At 64.1% G+C, this 19,046-nt stretch carries 17 protein-coding genes; 12 read left to right on the top strand and 5 right to left on the bottom strand.

Going from position 1 to position 19,046, the window contains the following annotated elements; genetic code table 11:
- The first annotated feature begins 56 nt into the window (after positions 1–56).
- From HK108_RS00435 to HK108_RS00425, 3 genes are all read left to right on the top strand, one after another.
- Positions 57–881, top strand: a complete 825-nt coding sequence (locus HK108_RS00435; protein ID WP_181270325.1) for an ABC transporter ATP-binding protein — start codon at positions 57–59, stop codon at positions 879–881.
- Positions 882–966: 85 nt separating this feature from the next.
- A complete protein-coding gene (locus tag HK108_RS00430) occupies positions 967–2,010 on the top strand; it encodes an ABC transporter substrate-binding protein (protein ID WP_181270324.1) in 1,044 nt (347 codons plus the stop codon).
- Between the two features lie 3 nt (positions 2,011–2,013).
- On the top strand, positions 2,014–4,149 hold the full coding sequence (locus HK108_RS00425) for an iron ABC transporter permease (RefSeq protein WP_268236614.1): 2,136 nt from the start codon (positions 2,014–2,016) through the stop codon (positions 4,147–4,149).
- 160 nt (positions 4,150–4,309) lie between these two features.
- On the opposite strand, the gene HK108_RS00420 is transcribed toward HK108_RS00425, so the two are convergent.
- Positions 4,310–5,674, bottom strand: coding sequence for an SLC13 family permease (locus HK108_RS00420; RefSeq protein WP_181270323.1), 1,365 nt, complete (start codon positions 5,672–5,674; stop codon positions 4,310–4,312).
- 70 nt (positions 5,675–5,744) lie between these two features.
- On the bottom strand, positions 5,745–6,878 hold the full coding sequence (locus HK108_RS00415) for a PrpF domain-containing protein (protein WP_181270322.1): 1,134 nt from the start codon (positions 6,876–6,878) through the stop codon (positions 5,745–5,747).
- A gap of 113 nt (positions 6,879–6,991) precedes the next feature.
- On the opposite strand from HK108_RS00415, the gene HK108_RS00410 reads away from it, so the two are divergent.
- Complete coding sequence (locus tag HK108_RS00410; RefSeq protein WP_139469629.1) at positions 6,992–7,912, top strand: LysR family transcriptional regulator; 921 nt, start codon at positions 6,992–6,994, stop codon at positions 7,910–7,912.
- A gap of 69 nt (positions 7,913–7,981) precedes the next feature.
- On the opposite strand, the gene HK108_RS00405 is transcribed toward HK108_RS00410, so the two are convergent.
- Positions 7,982–8,893, bottom strand: a complete 912-nt coding sequence (locus tag HK108_RS00405) for a LysR family transcriptional regulator (RefSeq protein ID WP_181270321.1) — start codon at positions 8,891–8,893, stop codon at positions 7,982–7,984.
- A 64-nt stretch (positions 8,894–8,957) separates the two neighbouring features.
- Here HK108_RS00405 and HK108_RS00400 point away from each other — a divergent pair, with 64 nt between their 5' ends.
- From HK108_RS00400 to iadA, 7 genes are all read left to right on the top strand, one after another.
- Positions 8,958–10,439, top strand: a complete 1,482-nt coding sequence (locus HK108_RS00400) for a malate:quinone oxidoreductase (RefSeq protein WP_181270320.1) — start codon at positions 8,958–8,960, stop codon at positions 10,437–10,439.
- 212 nt (positions 10,440–10,651) lie between these two features.
- Positions 10,652–12,214, top strand: coding sequence for an ABC transporter substrate-binding protein (locus HK108_RS00395; protein WP_181270319.1), 1,563 nt, complete (start codon positions 10,652–10,654; stop codon positions 12,212–12,214).
- Positions 12,215–12,315: 101 nt separating this feature from the next.
- Positions 12,316–13,329 (top strand): ABC transporter permease, encoded by a 1,014-nt coding sequence (locus HK108_RS00390; protein WP_139469708.1) that lies wholly within the window; start codon positions 12,316–12,318, stop codon positions 13,327–13,329.
- Complete coding sequence (locus HK108_RS00385) at positions 13,326–14,258, top strand: ABC transporter permease (protein ID WP_181270318.1); 933 nt, start codon at positions 13,326–13,328, stop codon at positions 14,256–14,258. Before HK108_RS00390 ends, HK108_RS00385 begins: the two co-directional genes overlap by 4 nt.
- Entirely contained in the window at positions 14,255–15,046 is a 792-nt protein-coding gene (locus HK108_RS00380) for an ABC transporter ATP-binding protein (RefSeq protein WP_181270317.1), read from the top strand. The genes HK108_RS00385 and HK108_RS00380 overlap by 4 nt, the downstream gene beginning before the upstream one ends.
- Entirely contained in the window at positions 15,043–15,879 is an 837-nt protein-coding gene (locus HK108_RS00375; protein ID WP_181270316.1) for an ABC transporter ATP-binding protein, read from the top strand. Before HK108_RS00380 ends, HK108_RS00375 begins: the two co-directional genes overlap by 4 nt.
- Positions 15,880–15,929: 50 nt before the next feature.
- Entirely contained in the window at positions 15,930–17,084 is a 1,155-nt protein-coding gene (iadA, locus tag HK108_RS00370) for a beta-aspartyl-peptidase (protein ID WP_181270315.1), read from the top strand.
- Between the two features lie 6 nt (positions 17,085–17,090).
- On the opposite strand, the gene HK108_RS00365 is transcribed toward iadA, so the two are convergent.
- Entirely contained in the window at positions 17,091–17,957 is an 867-nt protein-coding gene (locus tag HK108_RS00365) for a helix-turn-helix domain-containing protein (protein WP_229663873.1), read from the bottom strand.
- A 51-nt stretch (positions 17,958–18,008) separates the two neighbouring features.
- Here HK108_RS00365 and HK108_RS00360 point away from each other — a divergent pair, with 51 nt between their 5' ends.
- Positions 18,009–18,431, top strand: a complete 423-nt coding sequence (locus HK108_RS00360) for a VOC family protein (protein ID WP_181270313.1) — start codon at positions 18,009–18,011, stop codon at positions 18,429–18,431.
- 29 nt (positions 18,432–18,460) lie between these two features.
- Here HK108_RS00360 and HK108_RS00355 read toward each other — a convergent pair whose 3' ends face one another.
- Positions 18,461–19,045 carry a hypothetical protein gene (locus HK108_RS00355; RefSeq protein ID WP_181270312.1) on the bottom strand — a complete coding sequence of 195 codons (585 nt, stop codon included), beginning with the start codon at positions 19,043–19,045 and terminating at the stop codon, positions 18,461–18,463.
- Position 19,046: the final 1 nt, after the last annotated feature.

The raw sequence follows: 19,046 nt of genomic DNA, 5'->3' as shown, positions 1-19,046 counted from the left end.
GTGTTCTGCACCACACAGATACCCTCAAACGCTGACTTAGGTTAGGCTAAACATTTGTGAATGCGATTGCACTGACTGCCACCGGCCTCAATCTGGGCTACGACCGCGCCGAGGTCGTCCATGACGTGAGCCTGACGATCGTCCCCGGACGGGTCACCGCCCTGCTCGGACCCAATGGGTCGGGCAAGTCCACCGTCCTGCGCTCATTGGCCCGGCTGCATCCGATCACCTCGGGCGACGTCGTCATCACCGAGGCTGACGCAGACACTCCATCAAGCACTCTGACGGCCAGAGAGTTCGCCCGGTTCGTCACCCTGCTGTCCCAGTCGCGCCCACACCCGTCGGGCCTCAGCGTCCGTGAGATCGTCACCTTCGGCCGCCACCCGCATCGTAAGCGCTTCGCCGGGCTCACCGACGTCGATCGCGCTGCCGTCGATCGCGCACTCTCCCTCACCGGCACCATGGTGATGGCCGACCGTCCGGTCGACCAGCTCTCCGGCGGCGAACTCCAACGCGTCTGGTTGGCGACCTGTCTGGCCCAGGACACCGGAGTCCTCCTGCTCGACGAACCGACGAACCATCTCGACCTGCGCTACCAGGCGGAGATCCTCGACCTCATGCGCGAACTCGCCGACGACCACTCCATCGCCGTCGGCGTCGTCCTCCATGACCTCGAACATGCCGCCACCGTCGCCGATCACGTGGTCCTGCTCGAACAGGGGCGCATCCGCTCGGTCGGCACCTGCGAAGACGTCTTCACCGCCGAGACGCTGAGCGAGGTCTACGGGCTGCCCATCTCGACCCGGATCGATGCCGACACCGGCCTGGTCCGGGTCGAAGCCCTCCACCGACGGACTCGTCGCCCGGCCGCAGCGCTCTAAGCGCACCACCCCACCTTCTGACAGTCACACCCAGAAATCGCACCACCTCATCTCCGATCGTCGATCGGTTCACAGAAAGAACACCATGACCAGAACACCTCTGTCGCGCACCTCGTTCGCCGCCTTCGCCTCGGCAACGGCGGTCTGCGCACTGGCCCTGACCGGGTGCGGCACTACCGATACCGACGCACCTGCTGATGCGAAGGGACAGACCTCCGCATCGTGTGCGGACGACTCGAGCACCACCTCGGCGGATCCGGTCACCGTCACCGACGACACCGGCCACGAGATCGAACTGGACAAGCCGGCGGCGAAGGTCGTATCCCTCGAATGGCAGTACACCGAGGATCTTCTCTCCCTCTGCGTCGATCCCGCCGCCGTCGCCGATGCGAAGGGCTTCACCACCTGGGACACGGCAGAGAAGCTGCCCGACTCCACCACCGACGTCGGCACTCGCCAGGAACCCAACGTCGAATCGATCCTGTCGGCCGATCCGGATCTCGTCATCATCGAAACGACGAATCGCAAGGACAAGATCGTCAGTCAGCTCGAGAAGCAGGGAATCCCCGTGATGGCGATGGCCGGCGCCGACGGCAAGGACCCCGTCAAGTACATGAAGGACACGTTCACCACCGTCGCCGAGGCGACCGGTCGCACCGAGCGCGCCGACACCGTCCTCGGCGATTTCGATGCGAAGCTCGAAGAATCGAAGAAGGCCATCGCCGAGGCGGACCCGGCCACCACCGAATTCGTCTACTTCGACGGCTGGGTCAACGGTTCGAACGTGGCGCTGCGTCCCTTCGGCCAGGGTTCGCTCATCGGCGAACTCGGCGAGGAGCTGGGCCTGAAGAACGCGTGGACCGGTGACGTCGACCCCGCGTACGGCCTCGGACAGACCGATATCGAAGGCATCTCGAAGGTCGGTGAGGCGAACTTCTTCTACACCGGGACCGAGGACCCTGAGACCGAGGACTATGTGGAGCTGCTGAAGAAGAACGACATCTGGGCGAACATCCCCGCAGTGAAGGACGACCGCACCACGGCCTTCCCGGCAGGCATTTGGACCTTCGGCGGACCCAAGTCGTCCGAGCAGGCCCTCGACGCCTACGTCGACGCACTGACCAAGTAGACCGTGGCCTCTCCCCTGACCCGCCCGAACACCTCCCAGCGGACGGCTGCGGCACCGGAATCGACCATGGTTCCGGTCCGCGGCCGCGGAGTCGTCGGTGCCCTGTCGACCGCCTCCGCTCTGCTCGGTCTCGTTGCCGTCCTCGTCATCGCTTCAGCCTGGCATATCACGCAGGGCACCTCGGGCATCGGCATCAGGGAACTGTTCACGACCGTGACCGGCACGCTCTCCCCCGCCGAGGATGGCCCCAGTGCCCGTGACATCCTCGTCGGGTCCCGGCTGCCGCGCGTGGGGGCGGGCATCCTCGTCGGCCTCGCCTTGGGTGTGGCCGGTGCCCTGTTCCAATCACTGGCGCGCAACCCCTTGGCGTCGCCGGACACGCTGGCGGTCACCGGCGGCGCGTACTTCGCCGTCACCGTGGTCACTGCCTTCGGCATTGCGATTCCGATCTGGGCCTCGGGAGGGGTCGCCTTCCTCGGCGGCCTGCTTGCCGCAGCCCTGGTCCTCGGCCTGGCCGGAGGCGCAGGAGCCTCGACGACTCGGCTCGTGCTGGCGGGCACGGCCACGGCGATGGCGCTGCAGGCGGCGACGTCGACCCTGCTCATCCTCTTCGCCGAAGAGACGACGAGTCTCTTCTCCTGGGGTTCGGGCACTCTCAATCAGCTCGACGGGACCGCGGCCCTGCGCAGCATTCCCGTCATCGCTGTCATCGCCGGCGGTGCGATCCTGCTGTCGAGGCGTCTGGACCTGCTCGGTCTCGGCGACGACGCCGCCTCGGTGCTCGGGGTTCCGGTCAGGTCGACGCGGGCCATCGGGATCCTCCTCGCCGTCATGCTCACCGCCACTGCGGTGACCCTGGCCGGTCCGATCGGCTTCGTCGGTCTCTGCGCCCCGGTCATCGCCCGGCTCCTCGCCCGCGTCGTTCCGAGCCTCGGCCGTCATGCCGTGCTCTTTCCGACCGCCGGTCTCATCGGTGCGATCATCGTCATCGTCGCCGATGCCCTGCTGCGCGCGATCGTCGGCGCCACCGAGGCGATCACCCTCCCGTCGGGAGTGACGACGACTGTGCTCGGGGCGATCGTGCTCGTTCTTCTGGCGCGATCGATGCGCACGGCATCACCGGCCGCGGCCACCTCGGCGGCGAACTCGGCTGTGGTAGGTCCGCGACGGGCCGGCTTCGTCATCGGCGTCGGCGTCGTGGTCCTCATCCTCGTCGCCGTGATCGGTCTGCTCACCGGGGAACGGTTCTACCTCCTCGGCGATGTGCTGCTGTGGTTCCAAGACCGGGCGGCACCCGTCATCGACTTCGCCTTCGACTCACGAGCGCCCAGGGTCACCGCTGCCCTGGCCGCCGGTGCCGCGCTGGGACTCTCCGGCACCCTTGTCCAGGCCAGTGCAGGCAACCCCCTGGCCGAACCCGGCCTGCTCGGCATCACGGGTGGAGCCGGGCTGGGTGCCGTCATCGTCGTCACCCTCATCCCCGGCGCCGGGGTCGGTCTCGTCTCCGGGGTCGGCATCGTGGGGGCCCTGGTCGCCTTCGCCATCGTCTACGGGCTCTCGTGGCGGGGTGGGATGAATACCGATCGTCTCGTCCTCATCGGCATCGGTCTGTGGTTCGGGTTCACCGCGCTGACCACACTGTTCCTCGTCCGCGCGAATCCCTGGGACACGCCTGCCCTCTTCACGTGGCTGTCCGGATCGACGTACGGAAGGGCGTGGGCGGATATCGCACCGGTCGCCCTCGCCCTGCTCGTCGCCGTACCGCTGGCGTTCGTGTGGACGCGCGAGCTCGACCTGCTCGCCCTTGATGATGACACCCCACGGCTGGTCGGGGTTCCGCGTGAACCGGTGCGCCTGGCGGTGCTCATCACGGCGGCCGTACTTGCGGCGGTGAGTGTGTCGGCCGTCGGCGTCGTCGGATTCATCGGTCTCGTCGCCCCGCACGCTGCGCGCGCTCTGGTCGGCGCCCGTCATATCCGGGTCGTGCCCACGGCGATGCTGCTCGGAGCCGTGGGCCTCGCCGTCGCCGACGCCGTGGGGCGCACGGTGATCGCTCCGGCGCAGATACCGGCCGGGCTCATCGTCGCCCTCATCGGCGCCCCGTATTTCGTCTACCTGCTGGCACGCACCCGCGCCTGACATTGCGTGAGAATCGCAAAGTCCCGCGCTGCTCCTCGCCTGCCCGGTTGCTTTGCAATTCGATGTGCACTCTCCAGCCGATCCGAGTAACGATCAGCAGATGAAAGGTCGCCGCCGAGTCACGATGGCATTCGGCGGCGACCTGTGTATCGTTCGGTTGTCAGATGATTCCCGTCGGCACCAGCAGAGCCCACGCAAGAAGCGGGGCGATGAGGACGACGAACCCGGCGTAGATCATGAGGTCGCGCCAGATTGTTTTGGCTTCGCCGCCCTGTGTGTTGGCAATGATGAGCGCACCGTCTGTCGAGAACGGAGAGACATCGACGATCGTCGCCGATACCGCGAGCGCCGACATGACGGCTGTCGCGCTGAGGGCACTCTGCTCGAGCAGAGAGATGGACATCGGAATCAGGGCGGTGAGCAGCGCAGTCGAGGATGCGAAGGCAGAACTCACTCCGATGACGTAGCAGAGGACGATCGCGACGATGAGTGGAGCACCAATTGCCACCGCCATCTTCGAGAGCGAATCGATGACGCCGGCGTGGGTGAGCAGGCTGACGTAGACGATCATGCCCGACACCAGAAGGACGGTCGACCACGAGATTCCTGAGACGAGGTTCTCGGAGCTCTTCAAAGAGGTGAACGCCAGCACGAGTCCGCACGCCAGTCCGAGGAAGCCGATCGGCAGCTCGAATCCGACCGCGCCGACAACCATGACGACGATGAGGCCTATGGTCAGCCACACCTGACGAGTCATCGGCGATGTCGCTGTGCGCACCTCGGTCTCTACTGCGACTGCCGTTCCAGAACCGCTTCCCTGCCGAGGCATCCTACCGTCAGAGTCGGGCCCTTTGCTTCCCACACCGGAGTCTCCATGAGCTCCCCAACTCTCAAGGTTGTCCGGGTCGGGCACTGTACGCAGTCGCCCGAGGGCCTTCATCACGACGACAGTGAGAATAGTGACCAACAAGTTGATGACATAGGCTGCGAGGAAGAGAGCCCCGCCGTTGATCTCGAAGCCATTGGCCTCGGCAATGTCACGAACAATGTTTCCGGACACGGAGATCGGTGAGAACCCACCGGCGTGTGCGCCGTTGATGACCATCGCTCCCATGACTACTCCGCTGTAGCCGGTCGAGGCACAGAAGCCCATGGCTGCCGGTGCCAGCAGAGCAACTGCGGCGGGAGAGAATGTGCCCATCGCTGTCAGCAGCGAGGAGACGACGAAGAAGATCCACGGCACGATATTGATACGACCCCGGACTGCGCGGATAGCCAGATCCACGAGGACCCTGATGGTCCCGTTCTTCTGGGCGATGCTGAAGAAGAAAGTCACGCCGACGATCGTCAGCACGATGCTCGCGGGAAACTCCTCAAGGATCTCCTTGTCATCCATGCCGAAGACGAAGGTGCCGAAGACGAAAGCCCCGACGAGGCCCATGATCCCGATATTGATGGGCCATTTGGTGGCGGCGATGAACATCACCACCAGCACCACGAGCATGAGTATCTGAACTAGGGACATGGGTGTTCCTCCAACTTCATTGTCAGCTGATCTTCCTTGAAAAGATTCAGGTATTCCTAGGGACGGTCGTTCATGAGACCAGGGGCAGATCTATGTCTGCGTGGGCAATCCGCCGCGCCACCCGTCTGACTCCGAGACGAGCGACTTGCCCCGACCCGGTGAGCTGAACTCGACAGACGATGACTCCGACGGGGGTGCCGATTCGGATAGCCACCTCGTCGTCGGCGTCGGTGTGCTGAAGAGCCCGCTTGTCGATGGCGTCATTGACAAGACTTCCTTCCACGAATGAAGCCCGTGCCAGGGCGATCGCCGAAGTGATTCCGATGGCGGGATGCAGATCGAACATCGAAACCATCCGCGCAGAAATGTCGTAGTCTCCGGCGGAGATCCTCTCTCCGGAGATGCTGGTGTAGTCGGACGGCGGCGCGATGAGGCCCACCTTGGGTACGGCGGGGCTCGGCTCCTCGCCTTCGGCGCTCAGTCCCATTGACCTCGATGCGGCCGATCGAATCTCGACGAGCTCATTGAGTCTCAGACGGATCTCCGCGGTCGGCTCGGTCCCGGACAGTCCGAGCTCAGCGGCACTGACGAAGCAAGCCGGAGCACCGGCGTCGATGCAGCTGACGGTGATCGAAGCACCGTCGCAACTCACCTCGGTGGCTGCCTCTCCGGTCGGCAGCAGCTCGCCGGTTGAAGCACCGTCGACGTTTTCGAAGAAGACGTTGACCGGAATGCCCGGCATCGAGCTTCCCGGTATCGTTTCGGAGCCGTTCGATGGAATCTTCTTTCCGGGTGTAGCTACATGAGCGACCACGACGGAACGAGTATTCTCATTCACCATCCTCACCGGAGTGACTTCGCCGCCAGGTCGGACCAATCCGTTCTGAACCGCGTAGAGCGCGACAGCCGAAGCGCAATTGCCGCAGTTCGACGTGAACTCGACCGCCGACCGGCCGATTCCGACCTGCGCGAACAGGTAGCTGACGTCGATGCCTGGGATCGCCGACGGCGAAATGACGGCAGCCTTGGAGGTCGTCGAGGAAGCCCCACCGACTCCGTTGAGCTGACGGTCATCTCCCGACCCGAAGGCCGCAGACAAGGCTTGCGCGATCCCAGCTCTGTCCGCCGGCATCTCGTCATTGGCGAACAACCAGCACTTGGACGTTCCGCCTCTGTACCACTGTCCGTGGAGCTGACTTTCCACTCGCTTCTCCTTGGTCCATCGCCGCTGTCTGCGACGACGAACATCAAGTTTTCACATCGTTTAGTTAAGTTCAATCAACACTTAGTAACCTCTCTATAAGCTACGCTTAAACTATGAGTTCAGCGCCCTACAACGTCGACCGCCTCCTCCTGCTGCTTCTCGTCTTTCGGACAGGCAGCCTCTCCGCCGCCGCCGATGAACTCGCGTTATCGACCTCGGCTGTGTCGCAGCAGATCAGCAAACTGGAACGCGAAGTCGGCCTTCCGCTTGTCGTCCGTCACCCGAAGGGCATGCGCCTGACAGATGCCGGAGTCAAGCTCTCGTCTTATGCGGCGACCATCGACAATGCGCTCACGGCCGCAAGGAACGACATGTCCGCGTTTGCTCAGCTCGACCGAGGCGAAGTTCGGATTGCCACATTTCCGACCTTCGCCGCGTCGGTGATGCCGAAGATCCTTCAGCATTTCCATGAACTGCATCCAGACCTCGATGTGACGGTCAAGAGTTACCGTCTCGACCGCATCCAAGAGGCGCTCGAACGCCGCGAAGTCGATCTCGCGACAGTGTGGGACTACCCCTGGGCGCCGATCGACGACCAGATCCCCGTGACGACGACGCTGCTCAAAGAGCCCACGATGCTGCTTCTGCCATCAACTCACGCCTTGGCACGACGCAGAGTCGTGGAGCTCAAAGAGGTGGCGGACAATCCATGGATCACTCGCTCTTCCCACCCCGTGGCCTCGGTGCTCGGACGGATATGCAGTGATGCCGGGTTCGCGCCGCGCATCGTCTTCGAGGCCAATGACTACCAAGAGCTTCTGGGCATGGTCGCCGCCGGGCTGGGGGTGGCCATCGCCCCTCGCCTTGCAGTCCATTTTCATAGCCCCGACGTGAAGGTCGTCTCCATCAGAGGAAATCCAGCGCCGAGACGAATCGTCCTTTCCCAACTGCCCGAACGAGTGCCATCACCGGCCGTGCTGTCTCTGGTTCGCGCATTCCGCAAGATCGCCAGCGCGAAGGAATGGCGGACCTAGCAGCTCCCTCCGACTCCAGGACCGAGCTTCCTCACAAGCGACGGTCTCAACGATGTACGCACTTTCGCTTCAGCCCTCGATTGCCCACGCGGCCGCGTGCTCGCGGATGAAGTCGCGGAGGCGCTCGACGACGCGGCCGGGCCGGCGCACGGCCGAACACAGCGCGATCTCACGCACGTATTCGGATCCGTCCAGAGCCACCTCGGTGATTCCGTCGACCGGACGCACCGCGGGCGGGATCAATGCCACGCCCATTCCACGGCCGACGAATTCGCGGATCGTCGAGAACTCGGTGACCTCGATCTTCACCTCCGGATCGAATCCGCTGGTCTGACACCAGCGGTCGGTCAGCACCCGGAGGTTGTAACTCGCAGGGGTGGCGATGAATTCCTCGTTCGCCAGCCGATCCAGGGTGATGCTGCGGACGCCTGCCAGCGGGTGCACATCGGGCAGAGCCGCGATGATCGTCTGACGTGCGAGCACCTCGTGGCTGACCTCGGGCGGCGGCGGGATGATGATCGCCAGATCGAGGGTGCCCCGCTGCAGATCAGCGACGAGCTCGGCACCGTGGGCCTGTTTGAGATCGAGGCGGATGCCGGGATGAGCCCGGTTGAAAGCCGCGAGCAGGTCGGGCACCTCACCGGCGCCCATCGTCAGCGGAAATCCGAACCGAATCGTGCCGTGCTCGGGATCGGCCGCCTCGGCGAGATCGGCCAGCGCCGCGTCGATCTCCGTCAGCGGGGCACGCACCGCAGCCACGAGGTCCAGTGCTGCCGTCGTCAGACCGATGGCGCGTCCGCGCGGAACGGTCAATGGCACCCCGAGGTGGCTTTCGAGGGCGCGGATACGTCGGCTCATTGTGGATTGGGGTATTCCGAGGGCGGCGGCGGCCTCGGTCAGATGCCCGTCCTGATCGGCAAGCTCGACGAGTTCCCACAGCGCCGTCAGCGGCGCCGCGCGGGACTCGGATGATCGTTCCATATTCTGATCATACAGTTCCGATCACTCATTGGACGGATGATTCATGGGGGCGCATGGTGAGAATATGACTGCGAACCCCAAGCACACCGACCAGTTGCCCGACGCCGATGTCGTCCTCATCGGCGCGGGCATCATGTCCGCGACTCTCGGTTCGATGCTGACTCTGCTCGATCCCGATCTGCGGATCCTCGTTCTGGAGAAGGCCGAAGACATCGCCGGAGAGAGCAGCGACCCGTGGAACAATGCCGGCACCGGGCATTCGGGGTACTGCGAGCTCAACTACATGCCTGACCCCGCCGATGGCGCGAAACCGGCAGAGATCGCCGGACAGTTCCACCTCACCCGCCAATGGTGGGCCCATCTCGTCCGACTCGGGCTCCTCGACCCAGCGGACTTCATCCGCTCGGCCCCACATATGAACCTCGTCTTCGGGGACACGGACGTCACCTACCTGCGTCGACGCGTCGACACCCTGAAAGCCGACCCGCTGTTCTCCGCAATGGAGTACACAGAGGATCCGGACACCATCGCCCGGTGGGCTCCCCTGACGATGGAGGGACGAGCCGACAGCGACGAGCCCATGGCGGCGGCCCGTCACCCGCGCGGCACCGATGTCGATTTCGGCGCTCTGACGTCGGCGCTGCTGAGCATCGGGTCCACCGAGGTGCGAGCGGGTCACACAGTGACCCGGCTCGAATCGCGCGCACCGGGCTGGACGGTCAGCGGATCGACGCCGGCGGGACCGTTCGCCGTGCACGCGAAGACCGTGTTCGTCGGGGCCGGCGGCTTCGCGCTGCGACTCCTGCAGAAAGCCAGGATCCCCGAAGTCCGCGGCTACGCCGTCCTGCCGGTCGGGGCCGCTTTCTACCGGTGCTCGACTCCGGCGGTCGTCGCCCGCCATGATGCGAAGGTCTACGGTCAGGCCGATGTGGGCGCCCCGCCGATGTCGGTGCCGCATCTGGACCGCAGAGTCGTCGACGGCAAGGAGCATCTGCTGTTCGGCCCCTATGCGACCTTCAGCACGAAGCTGCTCAAGCACGGTCGCCTCTCCGACTTCTTCACGACGGTGCGGCCTGACAACCTGCATGTCATCGCGGCCGCCGGTCTGCAGAACCTCAGCCTCGTGTCGTTCCTCGTCAAGGAGCTCGCTGCCAGCCCGTCCCGGAAGTTCGCGCAGCTGCGGCGCTATCTGCCGCTGGCCCGACGCAATGAGTGGACCCTGGTGCCGGCTGGGCAGAGGGCACAGCTGGTCAAACCGGATCGGCAGAAGATCGGCGTCCTCCAGCAGGGCACCGAACTCGTCGTCTCCGCCGACGGCTCGATCGCGGGTCTGCTCGGGGCCTCCCCCGGAGCATCGACGGCGGTGCCGATCATGGTCGATCTGCTCAAGCAGGCCTTCCCCGCCCAATGGCACGACAGCTGGGGGTCCCAGATCGCCGAGGCGGTCCCCGACCTCGATCGCACCGACTGGACCGCCGAGGCGGTCGCTCGTTCCCACGCCACGACCGATGGAGTGCTCGGCCTGTCCCCGGTCAACTTCGCGTGACCTGCGCGGACTTCCGCTGCGCGTACTCGGCCAGCGGACGGCGAGGCAATCGCCTGTCGACATAAGCCGCAGATCAGAGACCTCATTCCACTGCTTGTGCCGTTGGCGGAAGTGCACAGTGGAAATCCTCCAGCTTTGTGGCAGGTTGAATTGCATGGGAGGGCTTTCGACTCTAATGTGACTCACAACACTTACTGTTAGGGAGATCACACATGAGGCGTCTGACCCGCAATTTCGTCGCAATCTGCTCCACTCTCGCACTGACCGCCGGACTCGCCGCCTGCGGCAGCGGCTCCGACGAAGCCGGCGGCGCCGGCGACACGATCGTGGCCGAGACCGCCTTCAACCTCAAGACGATCGACCCGCATCGACAATTCGAGTTCACCGGTTCGACGATCGACAGCGCCATCTACCAGACGGCGCTCGAATTCGAGGACGGTGACCTCACCAAGCCCACCGATGGCCTCTGCTCATTCGAAATGTCCGAGGACAGCAAGGAGATGACGCTGACCCTCAAAGACGAGGATGCGAAATTCTCCAACGGCGATCCCGTCACCGCCGACGACATCGTCTTCTCCTTCGAACGCCTTCAGGGCATCAAGGGCAACCCCTCGTTCTTCCTCGACGGGGTCAAGGTGAAGAAGGTCGACGACAAGACGGTCACGCTCACCAGCGCAGAGCCCAACCCTGCACTGCCCTACATCCTCCCCAACTCCTCGATCGGCATCGTCAATTCGAAGATGGTCAAGGAGAACGAGGGAACCACAGATGAGAAGGACGGCGCCGAACAGTTCCTCAATGAGAACTCACAGGGCTCGGGACCGTACAAGGTGGAGAAGTACGACGCCGACAGCCAGGTCGTGCTGACCGCGAACGAGCATTACAACGGTCCGGAACCGAAGTACAAGCGAGTGGTCCTGCGCAATGTCTCCGCAGAGACGCAGCTGACCGACATCCAGTCGGGTCAGGCGCAGGTCGCCTACGACCTCAACGCCGATCAGGCGAAGCAGATCGATGAGTCGATGGGCAAGATCTCCAGCCTGCCCTCGACTCGCAGCCTCTACATCTTCAACAACGCCGATGAGAAGATCGGCGGCCCCGCAGCGGACCCGAACTTCCGCAAGGCCGTCATGGCGGCGATCGACTACGACAAACTCATCGACCTCGCAGGGAAGGGATCCCAGCGCATGGCCAGTCTCGTGCCGAACGAGTTCGTCGGTGCCGTCCCGAAGGACGAGGCTCCTGAACGCGACCTCGAGAAGGCGAAGAAGCTGCTGAAGGAGGCTGGCTACGACGGAGAGAAGGTCCCCTTCCACTATTCGAGTGATCAGGCCGTCAATGGAGTCGACCTCGCACAGCTCGCCGAAACCCTGCAGGCGCAGCTGAAGGAGGCCGGCATCAACCTCGATCTCAAACCTGCTCCGAGCTCGACTCAGCTCGACGGCTTCCGCTCTGCCAAACAGCCGATGGGCATCGGAACCTGGGGCGCGGACTTCCCCGATCCGACGAACTACAACGTCTTCATTCCCGGCGGCGACGTTGCCGATCGCGTGAACTGGAGCGAGGACCCGAAGCTGAAGAAGCTTGCGGACGAAGCTGCCAAGGCGAAGGGTGACGCGCGCGATGCCGCCTACGCGAAGCTGTTCAAGGCGACCACCGACACCGCGGTGTGGATCCCGCTCGTCCAGCCGGTCAGCACCGTCGCCGTCGGTTCGAGCATTGAGAAGTTCGTCTCCAACGCCGACATCTCGTTCGACTTCGCAAAGGCAGAGTGAGGATGGCGGAAGCCACCACAGCGCCGCACGATACTGATGTCGCGTCCGCTTCTGGTGAGGCGGACGCGGCGCAGCGAGTCAGACCACCGAAGCTCCACCCACTGCTCCGGTTCATCCTCATTCGGATCGGGATTTCGCTCATTCTGATCTGGGGCGTGACCGTGGTGACGTTCCTGCTCACCAACCTCGTGCCCACCGATCCGGTCGCCGCCATCCTCGGTGACCGGGCCGCGGCAGATCCCGAAATCGTCGCGCAGACACGGGAGAAGCTCGGACTCGACCAACCGCTCCTCGTCCAGTACTTCACGTATCTGGGAAATCTGCTGCAGGGAGATCTGGGTGTCTCCAATCAGACCCGCACACCCGTGCTCGCCTCGATCGGACAGGTCTTCCCCGCATCGATCGAGCTTGGCATCGGAGCGATTCTCATCTCAGTGATCCTCGGACTGCTGCTCGGTCTGCTCAGTGCTCTCAAACAGAACAGTCTCGTCGACCACGCCATCCGCACCCTCAGCCTCATCGGCATCTCGGCACCGACTTTCTGGATCGCCACCGTCGCCTACTTCGTCTTCTTCTTCAGACTTCGAGTCGTCCCCGGCGCCGGTCGGCTCGACCCCTGGATCACCCCACCGCCGAAAGTGACCGGCCTCTACACGCTCGACTCGCTCTTGGCGGGTCAGATGGCGACTTTCGCCAATGCGCTGGGCCACCTCATTCTGCCGTCGTGCGTTCTCGCCCTCTTCACCATCGGCCTGCTCACACGTTTCAGCCGTTCGAGCGTCCTCGACATCATCAGGCTCGACTACGTCACCGCCGCCAAGGCGAAAGGGCTGCCGGCTCGGACAGTGGTCTTCAAATACATCTTCCGCGGCGCGCTGGTCCCGATTATCACCGTCGTCGGTCTGGCCTTCGGCTCCCTGCTCTCCGGAGCTGTGCTGACTGAGACCGTCTTCGCCTGGAACGGACTCGGCCAATATGCCTACCGGGGAGCGACAACGCTCGACCTGCCCGTCATCATGGGCGTCGGCCTCGTCATCGGCATCGTCTATATCCTCGTGAACTTCATCGTCGACCTGATCTACGGCTTCGTGGATCCGAGAGTGAGGGTGAGATGAGCATCGGCACCCCGAAACAGCCCGCCAATGCCCCCATCACCGAGGCGGCCCGCCGCGATCCCGTCGACCCCGGACTCAAAAGGTGGCAGATCCGCTTCCCGAAAGCCCTGCGCACTCCGCTGGGGATCGTGGGCGCTGGAATCCTCGTGCTCTGGCTGATCGCAGCGATCTTCGCACCGCTGCTGGCGCCGTTCGATGCTCTGGCACAGAACTTCCCGAGGCTCTCGGCTCCCAACGGGGAGAATCTGCTCGGTACCGACACACTGGGCCGAGACGTGCTTACCCGCATCCTCGTTGCTGCCCGCACCACCTTGCCCGCCGCGGTGTTCGTCGTCATCTGCTCTGCGCTGCTCGGCTCGGTCCTCGGGGCCATTGCCGGATACTTCGGTCGAGCCGTCGACGAGATCATCATGCGCATCGCCGATCTGGTGTTCGCCTTCCCCACGATCATCCTCGCGATGGTCATCGCAGCCGCCCTCGGTCCGGGCTTGAAGAACGCGATAATCGCGATCCTGCTCGTCTCCTGGCCGTCCTACGCGCGTGTCACCAGATCGCTGGTGATGACAGCGCGGGGCAGTGAGTACGTCATCGCCGGACGCCTGCTCGGATTCAGCGCGGGCAGATCACTGGCCCGCGAAATCGCACCGAACGTCATCTCTCCCGTCGTCGTGCTCGCCACCCTCGATGTCGGTTCGGCGATCCTCACCATGGCAGGACTGTCGTTTCTGTCTCTCGGTGCCGTTCCGCCGACCCCCGATTGGGGCGCAATGATCAGCGAAGGCGTCTCTCAGTTCGCTGCCTGGTGGATCGCCTTCTTCCCCGGCCTCTGCATCCTCACCATCGTCATGGCGTTCAACTTCATCGGCGACAGTCTGCGCGACACCCTCGATCCCCATACCGCCCAGGAAGTCGGTGAGACGACCTCATGAGCACGATCAGCATCAGAGACCTCAACCTGTCGGTCACTGCAGGCAAGAAGACCACTCATATCCTCAAAGACGTCTCGTTCGACCTCGAAGCAGGTCGCATCACCGGTGTCGCAGGTGCGTCTGGATCCGGCAAGACCCAGACCGGTCTGGCCGTCATGGGGCTCTCGCCCGCGGGCGCGGAACTGAGCGGAAGCATCGATTTCGACGGAGTCGAACTGGTGGGAATGCCCGCCAAGCAGCACAACCGCCTGCGCGGAGTGCAGCTGTCGATGGTCTTTCAGGATCCGGCCTCGGCGTTCCATCCCATGCTCACGGTCGGCGACCAGATCACCGACCACCTTCGACACCACCAGAAAGTGTCGAAGAAAGACGCCCTGGCCAAAGCCGTCGAGATCCTCGGCCGAACCAGGGTGCCGCACCCGAAGGAGGCGGTGAAGAAGTACCCGCACCAGTTCTCCGGCGGACAGCTGCAGCGAATCGCTTTCGCCTCGGCGATCATCTGCGATCCGAAGGTGCTCATCGCCGACGAACCGACCACAGCACTCGATGTCACCGTGCAGGCAGGCATCCTTCGGCTGCTGCGTGAACTCTGCGACGATCTCGACCTCGCCGTGCTGCTGGTCACCCACGACTTCGGAGTGCTCTCCTCGGTCGCGGACACCATCGTGGTTATGAAGAACGGCGTCGTCGTCGAAACCGGTGAACGGGAGGCGGTCATCACTGCTCCTCAACACGAATACACGCGTTCGCTCATCGAATCGCTGCCAGGAGCGGAGGTCTCCCCATGACATCGATCGACCAGGCCCCGGCCGCCGCCACCGCTCACTCCCCCGCAGCAGGGGCTCCGCTCCTGGAACTCGATTCCGTGGCATGCGAATACAAACTCGACGGCGGCGGCCGCTTCCGAGCCGTTAACGGAGTGTCTCTGCAACTGGGTCGTTCGGAGGTGCTCGGGCTCGTCGGCGAATCCGGCTGCGGCAAATCGACGCTGGCCAAACTCATCTGCGGGTTAGAGAAGCCGGCAGACGGCACCGTCACCTTCGACGGTCATCCGGTCAGAGCGCTCGGGCTGAAGAAGAGAGCGAAGGAACTGCTCGGCATTCAGATGGTCTTCCAGAACCCCTACGCGTCGCTCAATCCGCGCAGGCGGATCCGCGACCAGCTCGACGATGCGCTGGCCCTCAATCCTGACGGCGGTTGGACCGTGGAATCGCTGTTGGACGCCGTCGACCTGCCTGCCGACTCCGCACAGCGCTATTCGCATTCGTTCTCCGGCGGACAGAGGCAGCGCATCGCCATCGCTCGTGCCCTGGCGGCGGGTCCGAAAGTGCTCGTCGGTGATGAACCCATCGCCTCTCTCGATGCGTTCCTCCAAACGCGGATCGCTCGGATGATGCGCGACCTCGCCATCGACTCCGGTGCCTCGATGATCTTCATCAGCCACGATCTCTCAGTCGTTCGCGATATCGCAGACAGGGTCGCAGTGATGGAAGCCGGACGCATCGTCGAAGTCGCCCCGACCGACCAGATCTGGAACGATCCGCAGCACCCGTATACGAAGAAGCTCCTGGCCGCGATTCCCAAGGTCGACGGCAAGGGAATCATCCCCGGCAGCGACTGATCTGCCAAGCAGCCGGCGGTCCCGAGCGACATCGAAAGGACACGAGAGTCATGGTCATCCTGATTCGCGGGGCGGAGATCTGTGCCCCCGAGCCGCTCGGAGTGCGCGACATCCTCGTGGAGGGCTCACGTATCGCCCACCTCGGCCAGGTGGATCGCGACATAGTCGCGCAGTTGCCGGATTCGGCAGTCATCGATGCCGACGGCCTGACTGCTGTGCCCGGTTTCATCGACCCCCATGTGCACATCATCGGAGGCGGAGGCGAAGGCGGATACGCGACCCGCACTCCCGAGATCGACATCGGCGACATCATCCGCGCAGGAGTGACCACTGTCGTCGGCTGCCTCGGCACCGACTCCATCACCCGCTCTCACCGCGGCCTCCTTGCCAAAGCACGAGGGCTCGAGGAAGAGGGCATCACGACATTCGTCTACACCGGCAGCTACCAGCTTCCGGCACGAACTGTCACCGGTTCCGTCGCCGACGACATCGTCCTCATCGACAAAGTGATCGGGGCCGGCGAGATCGCCATCTCCGAAAGGCGGTCGTTCCAACCGACGATCGAAGAACTCGCCGACATCGTCAGCCAATGCCATGTCGGCGGGCTGCTCAGCGGAAAGGCCGGTGTCACTCACTTCCACGTCGGATCGCATTCGACTCGGCTCGCACCCCTGCATCGTCTCCTCGACGATTATCCGATTGCCCCGCCCGCCGTGTATGCCACCCACATCACCCGTGATGACAAGCTCATCGCCGAGGCGGTCGACCTCGCGGCCAAAGGCGCCTTCGTCGACATGACCGCCGGAGCGTCCACCGTCGAAGCGGTGAAGAAGTTCGTTGAATTCGGCGGCCATCTCGACCGACTCACCCTGTCCTCGGACGCCAACGGCAGCCTGCCGAAGTTCGATGCTCACGGACGTCTGACGGAACTCCAGGTGGCAAACCAGACGACCCTGTACGACCAGGTGTGGGCGTGCGCTGATTCCAGCGGCCTGCCCCTGTCGCAGGTTCTTTCGTTCGTCACCGCCAACACTGCAGACGCCCTGAAGCTCCCACGCAAGGGACGAATCCGTCCGGGCGGTGACGCCGATCTGCTGCTCGTCGACGCAGAGCACTCCATCGAGCACGGATTCGCACTGGGCCGGCCGACCATCAGCAGGGGCGAGCTGCTGGTCAGAAGCACATTCGATCAGAGGCCACGCTGAACCCGGTCAGCCTCGCGTGACCCGCGCGGACTTCCGCTGCGCGTACTCGGCAGGGCTGAAACCGGTGACGCGAACGAAATCCGTGCTGAAGTGCGATTGATCGAACCATCCGAAGTGCGCGCCGAGGTCGGCCAGAGTTCCGTCCCACCCGCGGTCGATCACTGCGACCGCGTCGATGATCCGTGCCCTGGCCAAGACCTTCTTCACCCCGACTCCGCAGAAGCTGCTGAATATCCGCTGCAGCGTACGCTCACCGATATCGGCTCTCTCCGAGAGAACCTTCAGGCTCACGACTTCGGGGTCGGACAGGATGTCGAGCACCCGCTTCAGCCGTTCGAACGACGGGGTCATCTGCGGCCGCCAGGACAGCAGCCAGCTTTCCACCGATGCGGCCAATTCGCTGAAGTCGGGCGCCCCGGCACTCTGCGACTGCGCAAACATCTCGGAGAGTCCGAGGTCGGCATCCAACCTCGGAAACCACAGTTCGGCAGGGACGGTCGAATCACGGATGCTCACCGGCTGCTCCTCGGAGAACGCCAGTGTCGCACCCGGCTGAAAGTTCACGCCGAAGACTCCGCCGCGCCCGAAGATTCCCACATCGAAGCGCCGTTTGGTGACCGGACCGGTCACCCATGCTCCAGGCCCGTCCACGTGCGCCCGCCGGCTGTCGCCGAACTCGAAGGTCAGGTGGATGGTCGGTTCGGACAAGGTAGCCGTCTGATAGCTCTCGCCCTCCGGCAGATCCCATTCGACGGCCCAATAGCGTTTGACGAAGGGGCGCAGGCGCTCGGCGACGACACGAACGGACGAATAACGCGCATGCTCGAGCATCTCCCCCGGCTTGAGCACACGTCCGAAGAAGTGCTGCGGCATTGACGCATTTTTCCTAGTGACGTCGTCGTCCATGGCACAAGAATGTCAGACATGATCGAAACACAGAAGACCGACACCGCCGCGACCACCGCCGACAACTCCGCCCCATCACCCGTCGCCACACTGGCGATGGTCACTCTTGACGCCCCGAACGCTGCCGTTCTCGGAGAGTTCTACTCTTCCGTCCTCGGCTGGCCCATCGCCTATTCGGACGAGAACTATGCCATGCTCACCGGTCCCAGCCATGTACTGGGCATCGGCACGATCCCGGACTACCAGAGACCGAGCTGGCCCGACGACGGACACAAGCAGTTCCACCTCGACCTCGCCGCCGACGACATCCATGCGGCAGCCGATCGCTGCGTCGAACTCGGAGCCACCCGGGCCGAACCGCAGCCCGGTGAGACCTGGGTCGTGCTCCTCGATCCCGCCGGTCATCCGTTCTGCATCTCGGACGCGAAGAACTGGGGCTGAGCATCCCCGCAGACCTGACAGCCGAGCCCTCAGCTCCGCCCGACCTTGTCCACCCGCACAATGTAGTGAGACCCATCGAGACCATCGACGAGGATCGTGGCCTCATGCTTCGCATTCCCTCCGGAGACGATCCAGTTGGGTTTGAGCACTCCGCGCAGACCGCCCGCCGGAGCGATCTCGATGCCCATTCCGAGCTTCACCGTCTTGACGACTTTCGCACGCGCCAATGATCGCGCGGTCCGCTCCGCCTCGTCCCGAGTCGGCACCGGTCCCGACTGCTCGCCGATCAGACTCGACCACTCCGATGATCCCGCCGTGGCGCCGCGAGGGGTGAAGTCGGCGATCATACCCCTGCCCGACAAGGCGTTGACGAGCACGTCCATCCGCTGCACCGGCCCGGATGCGCTCCGACGGAAGAGTCCGCGGGTGCGCACGTCGAGGGCGGCCCACCAGAACGGATGATGCACCGCTTGGACCTCGGCGAGCGCGTCAGGGAGTTTGCGCTGGAAGACGGCGAGCGCCTCGGCGGCGGTGACGTGCGGGTCCATCCGCACCGGATCCTCAGTCTGCAGATCCGGGCCGACCGGGCGCCCGGTTCCGATCTCGGCACTCATC

The organism is Brevibacterium sediminis (assembly GCF_013623905.1).
In the GTDB taxonomy this organism is placed as follows: domain Bacteria; phylum Actinomycetota; class Actinomycetes; order Actinomycetales; family Brevibacteriaceae; genus Brevibacterium; species Brevibacterium sediminis.
This window is presented reverse-complemented; position numbering and strand designations above follow the sequence as displayed.